The sequence below is a fragment of the Clostridium sp. YIM B02506 genome, assembly GCF_022324845.1.
GTDB classification, from domain to species: domain Bacteria; phylum Bacillota; class Clostridia; order Clostridiales; family Clostridiaceae; genus Clostridium_T; species Clostridium_T intestinale.
The window spans coordinates 1-15,183 of record NZ_JAKGTG010000051.1; the positions used below are offsets into that span (position 1 = coordinate 1).

Annotated in this window: 12 protein-coding genes; all 12 read right to left on the reverse strand. The window is 29.9% G+C overall.

Translation table 11 applies throughout. From position 1 onward, the window contains the following. Nucleotides 1–170 precede the first annotated feature (170 nt). The 12 genes from L1S49_RS22410 to L1S49_RS22465 all read right to left on the reverse strand — a co-directional run bounded on the left by L1S49_RS22410 (nucleotide 171) and on the right by L1S49_RS22465 (nucleotide 14,815). Entirely contained in the window at nucleotides 171–773 is a 603-nt protein-coding gene (locus tag L1S49_RS22410) for a DJ-1/PfpI family protein (RefSeq protein ID WP_238907505.1), read from the reverse strand. 122 nt (nucleotides 774–895) lie between these two features. Then, nucleotides 896–1,714: a Cof-type HAD-IIB family hydrolase gene (locus tag L1S49_RS22415; RefSeq protein ID WP_238907506.1), complete on the reverse strand. Its 819-nt coding sequence runs from the start codon at nucleotides 1,712–1,714 to the stop codon at nucleotides 896–898. Nucleotides 1,715–1,933: 219 nt separating this feature from the next. Then, the gene (manZ, locus tag L1S49_RS22420; RefSeq protein WP_238907507.1) at nucleotides 1,934–2,758 is read right to left on the reverse strand and encodes a PTS mannose transporter subunit IID; all 825 of its coding nucleotides are present in this window, start codon (nucleotides 2,756–2,758) and stop codon (nucleotides 1,934–1,936) included. A gap of 15 nt (nucleotides 2,759–2,773) precedes the next feature. Beyond that, entirely contained in the window at nucleotides 2,774–3,544 is a 771-nt protein-coding gene (locus L1S49_RS22425; protein WP_238907508.1) for a PTS mannose/fructose/sorbose transporter subunit IIC, read from the reverse strand. 19 nt (nucleotides 3,545–3,563) lie between these two features. Continuing rightward, the gene (locus L1S49_RS22430) at nucleotides 3,564–4,052 is read right to left on the reverse strand and encodes a mannose/fructose/sorbose PTS transporter subunit IIB (RefSeq protein ID WP_238907509.1); all 489 of its coding nucleotides are present in this window, start codon (nucleotides 4,050–4,052) and stop codon (nucleotides 3,564–3,566) included. A gap of 1 nt (nucleotide 4,053) precedes the next feature. Next, complete coding sequence (locus tag L1S49_RS22435) at nucleotides 4,054–4,470, reverse strand: mannose/fructose/sorbose PTS transporter subunit IIA (protein ID WP_238907510.1); 417 nt, start codon at nucleotides 4,468–4,470, stop codon at nucleotides 4,054–4,056. Between the two features lie 176 nt (nucleotides 4,471–4,646). Next, a complete protein-coding gene (locus L1S49_RS22440; protein ID WP_238907517.1) occupies nucleotides 4,647–7,433 on the reverse strand; it encodes a sigma-54-dependent transcriptional regulator in 2,787 nt (928 codons plus the stop codon). Nucleotides 7,434–7,664: 231 nt separating this feature from the next. Next, on the reverse strand, nucleotides 7,665–9,110 hold the full coding sequence (locus L1S49_RS22445; RefSeq protein WP_238907519.1) for a cellulase family glycosylhydrolase: 1,446 nt from the start codon (nucleotides 9,108–9,110) through the stop codon (nucleotides 7,665–7,667). An 80-nt stretch (nucleotides 9,111–9,190) separates the two neighbouring features. Then, nucleotides 9,191–9,331 carry a hypothetical protein gene (locus tag L1S49_RS22450; RefSeq protein WP_238907520.1) on the reverse strand — a complete coding sequence of 47 codons (141 nt, stop codon included), beginning with the start codon at nucleotides 9,329–9,331 and terminating at the stop codon, nucleotides 9,191–9,193. Nucleotides 9,332–9,469: 138 nt separating this feature from the next. Then, complete coding sequence (locus L1S49_RS22455) at nucleotides 9,470–10,132, reverse strand: PHP domain-containing protein (RefSeq protein ID WP_238907521.1); 663 nt, start codon at nucleotides 10,130–10,132, stop codon at nucleotides 9,470–9,472. A 101-nt stretch (nucleotides 10,133–10,233) separates the two neighbouring features. Next, the gene (locus L1S49_RS22460) at nucleotides 10,234–12,993 is read right to left on the reverse strand and encodes a DEAD/DEAH box helicase (protein ID WP_238907522.1); all 2,760 of its coding nucleotides are present in this window, start codon (nucleotides 12,991–12,993) and stop codon (nucleotides 10,234–10,236) included. A gap of 100 nt (nucleotides 12,994–13,093) precedes the next feature. Beyond that, the gene (locus tag L1S49_RS22465; RefSeq protein WP_238907523.1) at nucleotides 13,094–14,815 is read right to left on the reverse strand and encodes an ABC transporter ATP-binding protein; all 1,722 of its coding nucleotides are present in this window, start codon (nucleotides 14,813–14,815) and stop codon (nucleotides 13,094–13,096) included. Nucleotides 14,816–15,183: the final 368 nt, after the last annotated feature.

Here is a 15,183-nt window from a genome sequence, read left to right on the forward strand (position 1 = left end):
AAAAAAAAGCAGGGCATGTATTTCTACATACTCTACTCTTTGAGTGTATCATCTTAACTTAATGACATTGCTCCAAGGAGTCGCTGATTTTTATTAATCTATGTTAAACTATATAGGGTTCTTGAGACCGCTTGTTTAATAAGAATTTTAACAGAATCTATAATCTCATATTACTGATTGTTTTCATTCTTTTTAAATCCCATAATCTCTTTTATATAATCAGTATTACTTTCTGAAGTTACTAGTTCTAGAAGTTTAAAAGCTACATCTATTGCAGTTGAAGGATTCCAACAAGTTATTATTTTCCCATCTATAACTACTGGTTCATTAATTACATCTACCCCAAATTCTTTTAATTGTTTTTGTCTATTTCCGTTATTTAAATTATATGTGGTAGCCCTTTTGTTTGTCAGAACTCCACTTTTTCCAAGTGGTAATGCAGCTACACAAATTGAGGCTATTATTTTGTCCTTATTGTAAAACTCTCTTATAAGATTTAAAAACTCTTCACTATAGGAATCTTCATAAAAACCATATTCTTCAAAACCTCCTGGAATTGCTAAAGCTTCATAATCATCTACATTAACTTCTTCAAGTGTTATGTCTGTATGTACCACAAGTCCAAATGTACTAACTACTTCTCTATTTGTTCCACAGGTAACTATTTGTGTTGTTTTATCTCCGTCTATTAAGTTCCATCCTAAAACATCAATAAATACGCTTGCTTCATAAGTTTCAAAGCCTTTTGCTAATAACAATAATATCTTCTTCATGATTTCCCGCCTTTAAAATATATAATTATTTCAATTATACACTAATCTTTAAAAACTCAGATAAAAACTATAAAAATCTCCAGAAAATAATTCCTAGAGATTATATTTAAATATTTTTCTATTTAATTATATAAAAAATATTTTTCTAATGCTTTAGCAACACCATCTTCGTCATTTGTAGATGTAATATCATCAGCCTTCTCTTTAACTATATCTGGAGCATTTCCCATAGCTATGCCTACCCCAGCATATTGAAGCATGTCCATATCATTATAGTTATCCCCTATTGCTATCACTTCTTCTTTCTCTATATTTAGCTTATTACATAAAAATTCTATAGCAGAAGTCTTTGATGCTTTCTTAGTCATGATTTCTAAATAAGTTGTTTTAGATGGATATATATTTAGCCCTTCAAACTTTTCTCCTTTTAGTTTATCTGCCAACCTAGAGATATTTTCTACATCTGACATAGATAATATTTTATTTGCTCCTTTTTTTTCTTTTCTCCATACTTCTATTAACTCCTGAAAGTTTATTATTGTAGGAATTATTTTTGTTATTTCACTTTCCTGTCTTACCCATTCATCTATCTCTTCTACAAACCATTCATTATCTCTATATAAGCTAATATGAATATTCTCATCTTTAGCTGTATTGTATATATTTTTTATATCCTCTATCTCAATTTCTTTTGTTGTTATCACTTCTCTTTTTTCATCTATTATTAAAGACCCACTATAACAAATAATCGGTTCAATTATTCCAAGCTCTTTGTGAAAAGGCAGTATTCCCTTAGGCATTCTAGCAGAAACTAAAATCACAGCAATGTTCTCTTCCTTAGAAATTATTTTTATGATATTTTTTGTTCTGTTACTTATTTTGTGCCTAGAATTTAATAATGTACCATCAATATCAAGGCAGACCATTTTAAAATTTCTCATATTACACTCCCTCATTTCCTTCTTAAAATTTAAGTAATAATAACATCTATATTATTTTTATTATAAAAAATCTATTAAGCACTTGTAGATGAATATAAAAAGCCTTTCTTCATAAGATAAGTTAACAACTTCTTTGGAGCTTATATGTATATTTAAGCAATTGCCTATGGCACCAAAAGCCATCACAATTAAATTGTGACAGCTTCCTTAATTTAATGATTATGCTAATACTCCTAATGCATATCCTATTATACCTACAGCAAATAATGAGAAAATTATAACTATAGGATTTACTTTTTTCTTTAATAATTTCATACAAACAAAAGTCAATATTAATGGTAATATTCCTGGCAATAGTTGATCTAAAATTCCTTGAACAGTTGTTGTTACAGTTGTTCCATCTTGTGCCACATACTCTGAAAGTACATATGGTACATTTATACTTGTCCACTTAGAAACTAATGCACCCATTACAAATAACCCCAATATTGATGCACCTTGAGTAAGTTTTTGCAGTGTGTTTCCAGCCATATCTGAAACTATTTCTGTTCCTTTTTGATATCCATACTTTAATCCAAACCACTTTGTTGCAAGTCTTAGTACATTAAAGATTACAAAGAACAATAATGGTCCAAGTAAACTTCCTCCAATTGCTATAGAAGCTCCAAGTGCTGCAACTACTGGTCTTAGTGTTCCCCAAAACACTGGATCTCCAACCCCTGCAAGTGGTCCCATAAGTCCAACCTTTACACCACTTATTGAAGCATCATCTATTTCTACCCCATTAGCTTTTTGTTCTTCCATAGCTGCTGTAACACCCATTATTGGTGCAGATATAAATGGTTGAGTATTGAAAAATTCAAGATGTCTTTTTAAAGCCGCCTTTTGATCTTCTTTTTTAGTATATAATCTTTTAATTGCAGGAATTAATGTAACACAAAATCCTACAGATTGCATTCTTTCGAAGTTAAAGGAACCTAATAAGAACCAAGAACGTACGAACATATTTTTAATATCACTATTAGTTATTTTCTTTTCACTCATTTTTAATGCCCCCTTCTATAGTTCGTCAAAGTCATCTGCTGCAACTTGACTTTTATTAAATGTAGGATTTAATTGAATATAGAATATTGCAAATACAACTCCTAATATTCCGAATCCAACAAGATTTATGTTTAAAAATGCTGCTAATACAAATCCAAAGAAGAAAAATGGCATAATGCTTTTTGCTTCCATCATGTTAATAACCATTGCATACCCAACAACAACTATAAATCCACCTGAAATTTGTAAACCTCTTGTTACTACTTCTGGAATAGAGTTTAACATAGCTGTTACCGTATCTGTTCCTGCTACTGCCGCAACTAATGCTGCTGGTACAGCTACACGTACACCTTGTAATAATAAGGCTATAAAATGACACATTTCTATTCCTCTAAAATTAGCTTCTTCTGCATATTTATCCGCAAGATGCTGGAAAAATACTGTTATGGTTCTAACAAATATAGTTAAAACTTGTCCAGCAGCTGCTATTGGTATTGCTACTGCTATACCTGCACCTATAGATTGATGTCCTACTATTACTAATATTGTTGATATAACACTTGCTAAAGCTGCATCTGGAGCCATTGCTGCTCCAACATTCATCCATCCAAGTGCCATCATTTCTAAAGTACCACCTAAAATAATTCCTGTTTTAATATCCCCCAAAACTAATCCTATAAGAGTACATGCTACTAATGGTCTATGAGTTTGACCTTCATCTAATACGCTACCCATACCACAAATAGCTGCAACAAGTATAACTAATATCATTTGAATAGTATTCATTATTATTCCCTCCTAATATTTATTCTTTTAATGAATCCAATTTACTAATTAAATCTATTTTAGGATTGCTAGCAATTTGTCTGACTTCTAGCTCTACTCCTAACTCATGAAGTTTTCTAAATGCTTTTATGTCTTTTTCATCTACTGATACTGCCCCAGTTATTTGGGTTTTTCCTTCTTTATAACACATGCCTCCAACGTTTACAGACTTTATATCAACACCTCCTTCTATTGCTCTTAAAACATCCGTTGGATTAGTGAATAAAAACATTGATTTAAAATCCTTATACTTGGGATTTTTATAAGCTTCTATAGCTTTATCAATGGATACAACATAGGCTTTTATATCTGCTGGTGCAACTTGAAGTAGCAAAGTTTTTCTTAGCTTGTCCTGAGCAACCTCATCACTGCAAGCTATAATCTTATTACATTTTGTTTCTTTAACCCACACTGTAGCTACTTGTCCATGTATTAATCTATCATCAATTCTTACAAAATTAATCTGCATTTTATAATTCCTCCTCTATGTTAACAAAATTTGATTTAAAGCTTTTTATTCCCATATTCCCCGCTGTTTCTGCAACCTTCACTAACTCTTTAATACTCATTGAATCCCTAACTGCAAAAACCTCTAAGAGCATAGGAAGATTTACACCAGTAACTATATCAATATGTTCTTCCTTAACAGCTACTCTACTTGCAGCATTATATGGACTTCCTCCAAATAGATCTACCATAAAAAGCAATCCATCCTCATAATTTAACTCTCTCATAATACTCTCATATTTATTTATAAGATCATCTGCACTCTCACCAGGATTAAAAGTAACGTACTGTATATTCTCCTGTTTTCCAAATATCATTTCTGATGATTTAACTATTTCTCTTGAAAATTCTCCATGAGTTCCTACTATTATTGCTACCATATTTGTCACCTCCATTATTTCTTTCTACACCATTTAATATAGCAATTGCCGTGCCAAGCTCTTGTATTAGAATATTTTTGTGCATAACTTAGCTTAATTCTCCATATTTGAGCTTCATTTTTAAGTAAATATGATAATTTTGATACAAGAATTTTAATTTTGATACAAGTTGATATTTATATAAGTACTTTTTGATACTTCTCAACTAAAATTCTGCAAATATAATATTTTTCATCATCAGTTAAATTTATCTTTAAGTTTTTATTAAAAAGCTTACATGAATTATTTACCGCATTTATAACTCTTTCACTAAATCCATCCTTTTCATCACCATACATTAATCCCTCTCCTGTAATCATTCTTTCTAAGGCATATGCAACATGACTAATTAATGATATTTTCATGCTATTATCTAATTCCATTTCAAGATTTTTTTCGAGTTCAACTATAAATCTTAACAATATTCCTATTATCTTATGTGGATTTAAATAAGTCAGAAATTCAACTAAGCTGTTTTCACATAGATCTTTTATTACTAGATTTTTATCTTCGTTTACTATAGTTAAGTTATTGTTGGTTAGAATTTCCCTTAACATCACTTCCCCATTAACATCTAAAAGCTTTTCAACTGAAATAAAGGGAATATTCTCTGTTGGCTTTTTTATTCCTATTACTGCTAATATGTTTTCCTTTTTAAATTGTTTAATAGTTTTATCAAGTTCTTTTACGCCTACTGGAATGATATTAACATTTTCACCAGTTAAACTTATTACAGTTTTCTCTACTATTTCTTTAAGTTTTTCAGCAGTCCCCCTACCTGAAGAGCAAACAGTTATTATTGTTTTATTTATAAACTTGCTTTCATTAACTGATGAATCATCATAGCCTCTAAAGTTTTTAAGAGAATTATAGATATCTTCAAGAGGCATATCTAAAATGCTTGATTTTCTTACTGCCTCTAAGATTATTGGAGTAGATACCATGTCTATGCTTCTAACCTGTATACCAGTTCTTTCAATTATAGTTGATTCAAACATTGCTAAAGACCCCATATCAACTAAAAGAAGTACCCCTTTTCCATCATCCAGTTCTTTTACCTTAACCATAACTGTTTCTAATATATCTTTAGGACTCACTTCTAATGGCATATCTATAGCACATAAATTACAATTTCCAAGCAAACTCTTTACCACGTTAACCATACTGCTTGCCGTTGAGTTACCATGTGCCGCCACTATAATGCCAACATCCCCACCTTTTTCTTCTTGTGCAGATTTTAAAAGAATTGTTATATATGTTATCTCAACCTCTGGAACCTCTATCTTAAATCTTTCACTTATTAACTTTCTTATTTTAACTGCTAAAAAGTGTTCTTTATCCATTTCATTTGAAGAGTTATAAACTCTCGGTTCTTGATATTTTTTATCCTTTATTCTCTTTAATAGAGAGCTTAAATGAAGGCTTAATGCATAAACAAATCTCTCGCTGTAACTTCTCTCCATTTCCTTTTCTGCTAAGATTTTTATCTCCTGTGCAAAATATACAATTTCTTTATCAACGACTTTTAATAACCCATCTTTATTTTCTTTATTCTTACTGAACTTATTGTAAAAACTCTTTATGTGTATGTTTACATCAGTTGTTATAAAGTTATTTATATACTCATCATCCATTCCCTCTTCTTTTAATATAAGAAGCTTATCCTCTATTAGCTTATATAAATTAAAGGGAGGTTCATAAGAATCTTTTCCTTCATTAATAACCTTATACCCATCAGGATTTATATAAAGAATTGAATCCAAAATTGAGTTTAATTCCTGAAATTGCTTTCTATCTCTACCTATTTCAAAAAATCCATCTTTTATATTAGAAGATAAATCTTTAAAATCTAGTTCTATATAATCAGTCTGGCTATTTATGCTATTTAAAAAACCTTTTGCACAAGTAAGCTGAATATTCGATTTTAGTTGACCTATATTTCCATAGCTTGCACTTCCTATCAAAGCTTTCACCACTTCTGGAGATGCTTTTATTGATTTGTTTACCCTATGAGCTTCATTAAGAAATAAGTGCCTTATTATCTCTATCTTTTCTTCATTTGTTCTATCCTGTAATGATGGGATGTTTATAGTTATAGGAATTCTTCTCATAAAGGTTTTAAGCATATAAGAATCTGTTTCTTCTGTAGTTGCTCCTATTATAAGCACATTAGCTTTTCTATCCCTCTCTGTTTCTCCCATCTTGCAATACTTGCCTGTATCCATAAAATAAAAGATCATTTCTTGACCTTCTGGTGGCAGTCTGTGTATTTCGTCTAAAAATAATATTCCCCCATTAGCCTTTTCAACTAATCCCTGCTTTTCTGAATCTGCTCCTGTAAATGCTCCTTTTATATGTCCGAAAATATGTGATAAAAGTAATTGAGGATTGTTATAATAATCAGCACAATTAAAAACTACAAAAGGTGCCGAATCCTTAAATATGTTCATAAACTTCCCATAGTTGTACATCATGTTAGCAAATAAAGTTTTTCCTACACCTGTTTGTCCAACTATCAACGTATTTAAACCATTAGGTGGATAAAGAATTGCAGCTTTGGCTTGCTCTATTTGATTTTTTAAACTCTTATCTGCCCCAATTAATAACTTAAAAGGTTCTTTTTTTTCACTATTTTCAAGCATTTCTTTTATACTTTTAACTTCAATGATTTCACCTTCTAAAGTAATGTTAAGAATTTTTTCTACTGTTGCTTTATTTAAAAATCTAACTGGCCTAGAAGTTATTTTTATTATTTTATTAGCTCTTAACAATTCATTAAGTTCTTTGCTTACATTATTTCTTAGTATATCTAGATCTTCTGCTATTTTATTTGAAGTAAACGCGATGTCGTTTAATAGTTCTTCTTTAGTTAGTTTTTTAGTATTTTCTTCAAGATAACTATAAATTTTATCTATTCTTTTCATAAGTACACCCCCTAAAATTAATGTTTCTATTTATTTTATTAGCAACATACATGCCAGAATATGTATCAATTTCTTTTTATGATTATTTATGATTGTTTGTGATTATTTATACTTATTTTATATTAATTTAAATATATATACAATCACTATCTCTCATATATAATCACAATCCTTAAAATAAAAAGAGATATAGAAAATAATCTTTAAATTATTTTCTATATCTCAATATTGTTATTGTGCTGTGATAGTAAATGCTTCCCAAGCTCCTCCAACAGAATCTCTATTCGCATATAAGACTGAGCCATTATTCACATCTGTGCATACATATTTATTATTTGCCATAGCTTGAAGTGCTATTGTACCATCTGCAAGCTGTACTTTCTTGAATTTCTCCCACTGCTGAATAGATGTACTTCTAGCAATAAGTTTTGTACCTTGATCTATGTCTGCACATACATATTTATTATTAACCTTAGATTGCAATGATATTGTACCATCACTATTATTTATAACTTTAAAAAGCTCCCAATCTCCTGCTGATGTCCTATTTGCTAATAATGGACTATCACCATAATTATCTGCACTAATTATATTACCATTTGCTCTTGAAGTTAAATATGAATATCCAGTAGCAACTGGAGGTATTGTTGTACCCGCAGTATATTTTTTCACCAAGTTCTGGAATGTTGTATTTGGTGTAAAGTTTGAGGTATTAAATTTCTGCCACTTTGATGCTATAGTAGCTGAACTATCATTATTAATGTCTGGTACTGCATTAGTATTTTTATTAAAATATCCCCAATTTCCATAATCAGAAGTTACTTTATAGGTCCAATTTGTCCATGATGCATTTACTGAGTTTAAGTTTCCAAGGAATTTTTCCCAAAGATCATTAAATTGGAATACACAAAACTCCCCTACATATACTGGAACATTCCACATACTTTGGTGTTCCTTAATTCCTCTAATTGCATTATCTATCAAGTTATTTTGTACATTCCAGTTAGTTGATTCACCTGTAGCCATGGCATAATAATGCATCTCATAGACTACATTTGTCCATCCATATACTGATGGAGCATATAATTGATTCCAATCCCAAGCTGCTTCCATGTATATCATATGATCTGGATCTATAACACGTATAGCTTTATATAATCTATTATAAAAAGCATTTAATTGATCCTTTCCTACTCTGTCTGGTTCATTTAATAAATCATATCCTGCTACAGCTGGGTTGCCTTTATAGTGGTTAGCTATACCTTCCCATAACTTAACTGTTCTATCTTGATATTCTGTATTCTTCCATAGCTGATGGTCAGAATTAACTTCTCCGCAATTATCAAAAGTATTTTGTCCACCAAATGTTCCATGAAGATCAAGTAAAACATAAATTCCTCTATTAGAGCATTCTCTAACTAGCCAGTCGAGTTTACTCCAAGGATCGGCTTTCCAGTTCCCATACTTGTCCATAAGTTCTAAATATAATATTGGAACACGTACAAAATTCATCCCCATGTTCTTTATATTATCTAAATCTGAAGTAGTTAGCCATGAATTTTGATAGGTGCTTATTAAGCTTTCTTTAGTGCTTTCTCCAAACCTATTTGTAAGAGTCTCCCTTAATGTCCATTCATCCTTTACTCCAAGAGGGGACATCCATCCTTCTTGTAACATCCATCCTCCAAGATTTGTCCCCCTTAAGCTCACTACCTGTCCATTCCCATAGTTATCTTTTATTAACGTTCCATTAGTTTTTAAGAACCCACTAGTTCCAATAGCTGCTTTTGCAGTATAGGTGGAGCTAAAAACATCCCCAAAAGTATTAAGAAAGTAACCATTAGTGAAAGTACATTAGATCTTTTTAACATCTTTACCCTTCTTCCATTTAATTCCATAATGCTATTTAATTTTAGTCCTTATATTTGTTGTAAACAAGGGTTCAAATTCACGAAATAGTATATCATTTTGTGGAATTTTCCTCAAAAACAAAACGTAAGAACTTAACAACATTTAAATTCTTACGTTTCTAATAATCAAATCTTTCTATTTAAGAATTTTTCAATTTCCTCTTTATTAAGAAATACATCCCCAACTCTGCCATGTCTTTTATCTAACCTTTTGTCTGTATGAAAATCTGAACCAGCTGTATAAAACCACCCTTTTTCTTTAGCTATTTTCTTAAAATAATCAGTTTCATCCTGAGAATTTTTCCAGTAAATAGCCTCTATACCATCAAGTTGCATATTTAAAATTTCTTCTAATATATAAGGCTTTATTTTTACAGGATGAGCTAATACTACCGTTGCTCCAAAATGTCTTAAAAAATCTATACCTGTTTGAGTACACACTCTGCTATTCATACAATCAAAATCTATAAAGACTTTATTCCCTATGAGATTTTTTAATCCCTTCATATCGTGGCTCTTCATATATTTTAATGAATTCTGAAATACCTCATCTTTATAACCATCATTCATAAAGTATCCTAATATATGAATTTTTTTGCCTTTATGTCTTGTGGATAACTCCATACCTGGAATTATTTTAACATCTATCATTTTTCCTATTTCTATAGCTTCTTCAACACCATTCATGGTGTTATGGTCAGTTATGGCCATAATATCTAATCCTTTTTCTTTACCCATAATCACAACCTCAGTTGGAGTATACTCTCCATCTGAATTAGTAGTGTGCATATGGAAATCTCCTTTTGTATACATACTCTTCCTCTAAAAGTGTTATCTATATATATTATCCATAAATTTTGAAAAAGTTCATATACTTAAGATTTGGATTATCATTCTCTGTTAATAACCTCTATTATCTCTTCAATAGTTAACTTATCTAAATTGTGTATATCTCTGAAATCATCTGTAATAACTTCATTAACTAGTTGTTTTTTAGCTTCCTGTAAATTTAATATCTGTTCTTCTATTGTCCCTTTTGCTATAAGCTTTATAACTTCCACAATATTTTTTTGCCCTATTCTGTGGGCTCTATCTGTAGCTTGAGCTTCCACTGCTGGATTCCACCAAGGATCAAAGTGAATAACAAGGTTTGCTGAAGTTAAGTTAAGTCCTGTTCCTCCTGCTTTTAAGGATATTAAAAACACCTTTATATTGTCCTTTTTATTAAAATCATCAACTAAATTAATTCTTTCTTTAGAACTTGTTGAACCATCTAGATATAAGTATTCTATATTTCTTTCTTTTAACATTGGCTCTATTTTCTTTAACACTGAAGTAAATTGAGAAAATAATAATATCTTCCCACCTTCTTTGTTTTGTTTTTCTATCAGCTCTAAAGCAACGTTAAGTTTTCCACTTCCACCATTATATTCTTCAAATAAGATTGATGGATCTAAACAAACTTGCCTAAGCCTTGTTAAATAAGAAAAAATCTCTATTTTATTGCCTTTATTCTCCTTGATTTTTTTCTTAACATCACTAACATATTTCTTATATATGTTCTTTTGCTCTGATGTCATTGAAATCAACATTTTCTTTTCTATTTTGTCTGTAAGCTCTTTAACTACTTCTGATTTAGTCCTTCTTAAGATAAAGGGTTTAACTAATAATCTAAGAGTTTCCATATCTTCTTTTCCTATAAATTTCTCCTCAAAATATTTCCTAGGAAATAAATATCCTGGCATAATGAAGTCGAATATAGACCATAACTCTAATAAATTGTTTTCTATAGGAGTTCCTGTAAGTGCAAATCTTACTTTGCTTTTTATTTCCTTCACCGCAGCTGTATTTTTTCCAAGAGAATTTTTTATATTTTGAGCTTCATCTATGATGCAGTAATCAAACTCAATCTTCTTAAAACTTTCTATGTGATTTCTTACTAATCCATAAGTTGTAAGTATGATATCACATTCCTCTAAATTGTCTATCAAAACTTCATTTGAGTGAAATATCCCAACTTTTAAATCAGGTGAAAACTTCTTAATTTCATTATCCCAATTATATATAAGTGATGTTGGTACAACTATCAAGGTTTTTTTGCTTTTTTCAGATGAAAGAAAGGCTATAGTTTGAATTGTTTTACCTAGTCCCATTTCATCTGCAAGTATCCCACCAAACTCTAATTCACTTAAGTTTTTAAACCACTTAAACCCATCTTTTTGATAGTTTCTGAGTTTTCCTTTGAAGTTTTTACCGACTTTTCTTTCTTTTTTATCTAAGTTAGAAAATCTATCTTTTATGTTTTCTAAAACAGCTAAACCTTTATTGATGTTAATTGATGTATTTTCTAATATAACATTTAAGTAACTTTCTTTATTTTTATCTATTTCAATGGTGTTTTTATCACTATTTAATATATCTAATAAGTTGAAAAAGCTTTTTACTTCTTCATCTTCAAAATCTAAAAAACCTTTTGACCCTATTCTATAGGCCTTACTACCAGCTTTATAACTTCTTAAAACCTCTTTAAGTTCATCTTCTTCTATGTCATCTATGCTATAACTTAATACTACACTTCCATTTCTCTCATGTAACTCTAGATTTATAGAAGATGAATCATATAATCTAGGTCCATCATCCTCTGATAGGCCTAATTCTAAGTTTCTGATATTTTCTGATATCATGATGTTATCAGAAATGGAACTTAATATTTCTAAAAGAAGTTTATAATTTTTTTGTGTTTTCTTATAAAGAATAGTGTTGTTTTTCATGAACCTTTCATGAAACATCTTATATTTTTCACATTGATGGTTTGATGGTACATATATGTTATCAAGAAAGAAATAAACTTCCTTTTTTTCATCTAAAGCTATAGGAATATTTTTATGAGTAGTTAATATTAAATTTCTCTCATTTCCCTTTAATGTAAATGTTAATGGTAGATCTTTATTTATAATATCAGCTTTATATTCTATTCCATTATATCTAAATAAGATTTTTCGGTTTCCTAAAGTCTTTAGGAAAGCTTTAAGTTCATTTTCCTTGATTATTATACTTCTACTTCCATTTTCCAAACTTTTAGGCCCATCAACTTTTTCTTTTAGGTAGAGAAAAAGAGGAATGTCTTTTTTAGCTATCACTTTCTTTTCATGATTAAACTCTTTAACAAAGGCTTTTAAATCTGTTACTAAAACCTTATTTTTACTACCTGCTCTAAACTCTAATATATAGTTATCATCTTTTTCCCACTTTTTATATTCAATTTTTACATCAAGTTCTATTGCATCTTTCTCATGCCCTTGTACATAACTATTTTCTCCATGTTTCTTTTTATATAAGGAATCTAAAAATTTATATGATACTGCATTTATATGTTTGCACATAAATATTTTCTTATATCTAGATATTTCTCTATATTCTTCACAATTACAAGTTGCACCTTCTAATGTATTACCTTGAATATCTAGTTTTATATGTACCCTATGTGTTAAATTGAGATCCTTAACATCTCCATAAACATGGTACATGTTTTCTATTCTTTTACCTTTTAAGTTTGAAACTAAGTTTTTTCTAAATATCTCTTCTCCATGTTTTTTTATTAAACTAGAAGAGGATTTAAAAATCATTTCTTCTAAAGCTTTTAAATTCATCTTCTCACCACCTAACTTATAACATTCAGCCTATATTATATCATGACAATAAAAAGAAGCTATTGCAAAATGATTTACAACAACTTCTCTTCTATTTATTTTATGCACTTTGAGCTTCGTAAAGATTCTTATATACTCCATGATTATTTATTAACTCTTCATGAGTACCTAATTCAGCTATTCCGCTTCCTTCTAATACAACTATCTTATCTGCATTTTTTATTGTAGATAATCTATGAGCTATGATTATAGTTGTTCTTCCTTTTGATAAATCAACTAATGCTTTTTGAATAGCTGCTTCTGTTTGTGTATCTAAAGATGAAGTAGCTTCATCAAGAATTAGAATTCTAGGATTCTTAAGGAACATTCTTGCTATAGATATACGTTGTTTTTGTCCTCCAGATAACTTTGCCCCTCTTTCCCCAACAAGGGTATCTAACCCATCTGGTAATGAGGAAACATATTCATCAAGTTGTGCTTGCTTTAATGCCACCCATATCTCATCTTCTGATGCACCTAACTTACCATAGGCAACATTTTCTCTTATTGTTCCATCAAACAAGAAAACATCTTGCTGTACTATTCCAATGCCACCTCTTAATGAATCTAGTTTCATTTCTTTGATATCTATTCCATCAATAGTTATCTTACCATCATTAATATCATAAAACCTTGGTAATAAACTTGTTAAAGTTGATTTCCCTGTTCCTGATGGTCCAACTAAAGCTACTGTTTCACCTTGGTTTATTTTTAAGCTTATATTCTCAAGGACCTTTCCTTCTTTTCCTTCATAGGTAAAGGTCACATTATCATAGGTTATATTACCATAAGCTATTTCAACTTCTTTAGCTCCTGGCATTTCCTTAACATCTGGTTCGGTTTCTAAAAGTTCAATGTAACGTTTAAAACTTGCAATGCCTTTTGGATAAGACTCAATAGTTGCACTTATCTGCTTTATAGGCCCAAGAAATACATTAGACAACATAACAAAAGCAACAAAATCACCGTTACTCATTTCCCCATTAATTACGAACCAAGTTCCACAAACCAAAACAAATATGTGTACTAGTTTTGTAAGAATAAAACTTATAGCAGAGTTCCAAGCCATTATTCCATATGCCACACATTTAGTTAAAAAGAATTGATGATTATGCTCACTAAATTTTTCTATTTCGTAGTTTTCATTTGAAAAAGCTTGAACTACTTTCATTCCTAAAATGTTATTTTCAACACCTGAATTATAATTTCCTATATCTTTAAACATCTGCTCAAAAGCCTTGGCCATCTTACGATTAAAGAATATAGATAAGTAACTCATTATTGGAATTATAAGAAAAGTGAGTAATGCTAACTTCCAATTAGTATGTACCATTATCCCAAAAGCACCTAAAAGAGTCATTATAGCTATAAATATATCTTCTGGTCCATGATGGGCAATCTCCCCTATATCCATAAGTTCATTAGTCATTCTAGATAATAAATGTCCAGTTTTATTATTATCAAAAAAATTAAAAGACAGTTTTTGAATTTTTTCGAAAAGCTGCTTTCTCATATCTGCTTCAATGCTTATTCCTAGTTTATGTCCCCAGTAAGTTACAACATAGTTTAAAAAAGCACTAAAAGTATAAATGGCTAATAACCCTAAACAGCTATATAGTATAACCATCCAATCTCCTTTTGGAAGCTGATTATCCAAAACATTGCTGATAGCAAGTGGAAATATAAGCTCTAAAAGTGCTGATAAGATAGCGCAAGAAAAATCTATAATAAATAAATTTTTATACGGCAGGTAGTATGAAAAGAATTTTCTTAAAAGTATCATGAGTTATTGTTCTCCTTCATCTTAATGTTATTTTTGATATTTAGAAACAACTAATATGCCTCTACTGTTTTCCATATTTAATTTACTTCCCCTTAACGTCATCTAATTATAACAACCATATTATTTGCAGTCAATTCTCACTTGCAATTAATAAATAATGTTAGTTGATTGATTTTATTCCTTAGATTATTGTAAATACAGGGTTTCTTTAATTAGCTATTACGAATTTAGGAGTACTATTATATTTTTTAGGATTATTGCTTTAGAAAAGAAAAGGAGCACTCTAAACTATATTTAATCTGACACCTGTGTCAAGGACAATATAAAAAAGAGTGTTAAGCACATAAAAGATGATTTCTGTATTGAAC

Coding starts and splice junctions, on each gene's coding strand:
- L1S49_RS22430 (WP_238907509.1), bottom strand. CDS start 4,052: ATGCAGATTAATTTTGTAAGAATTGATGATAGATTAATACATGGACAA.
- L1S49_RS22455 (WP_238907521.1), bottom strand. CDS start 10,132: ATGCACACTACTAATTCAGATGGAGAGTATACTCCAACTGAGGTTGTG.
- L1S49_RS22425 (WP_238907508.1), bottom strand. CDS start 3,544: ATGAATACTATTCAAATGATATTAGTTATACTTGTTGCAGCTATTTGT.
- L1S49_RS22465 (WP_238907523.1), bottom strand. CDS start 14,815: ATGATACTTTTAAGAAAATTCTTTTCATACTACCTGCCGTATAAAAAT.
- L1S49_RS22435 (WP_238907510.1), bottom strand. CDS start 4,470: ATGGTAGCAATAATAGTAGGAACTCATGGAGAATTTTCAAGAGAAATA.
- L1S49_RS22445 (WP_238907519.1), bottom strand. CDS start 9,110: ATGTTACAAGAAGGATGGATGTCCCCTCTTGGAGTAAAGGATGAATGG.
- L1S49_RS22415 (WP_238907506.1), bottom strand. CDS start 1,714: ATGAGAAATTTTAAAATGGTCTGCCTTGATATTGATGGTACATTATTA.
- L1S49_RS22410 (WP_238907505.1), bottom strand. CDS start 773: ATGAAGAAGATATTATTGTTATTAGCAAAAGGCTTTGAAACTTATGAA.
- manZ (WP_238907507.1), bottom strand. CDS start 2,758: ATGAGTGAAAAGAAAATAACTAATAGTGATATTAAAAATATGTTCGTA.
- L1S49_RS22450 (WP_238907520.1), bottom strand. CDS start 9,331: ATGGAATTAAATGGAAGAAGGGTAAAGATGTTAAAAAGATCTAATGTA.
- L1S49_RS22440 (WP_238907517.1), bottom strand. CDS start 7,433: ATGAAAAGAATAGATAAAATTTATAGTTATCTTGAAGAAAATACTAAA.
- L1S49_RS22460 (WP_238907522.1), bottom strand. CDS start 12,993: ATGAATTTAAAAGCTTTAGAAGAAATGATTTTTAAATCCTCTTCTAGT.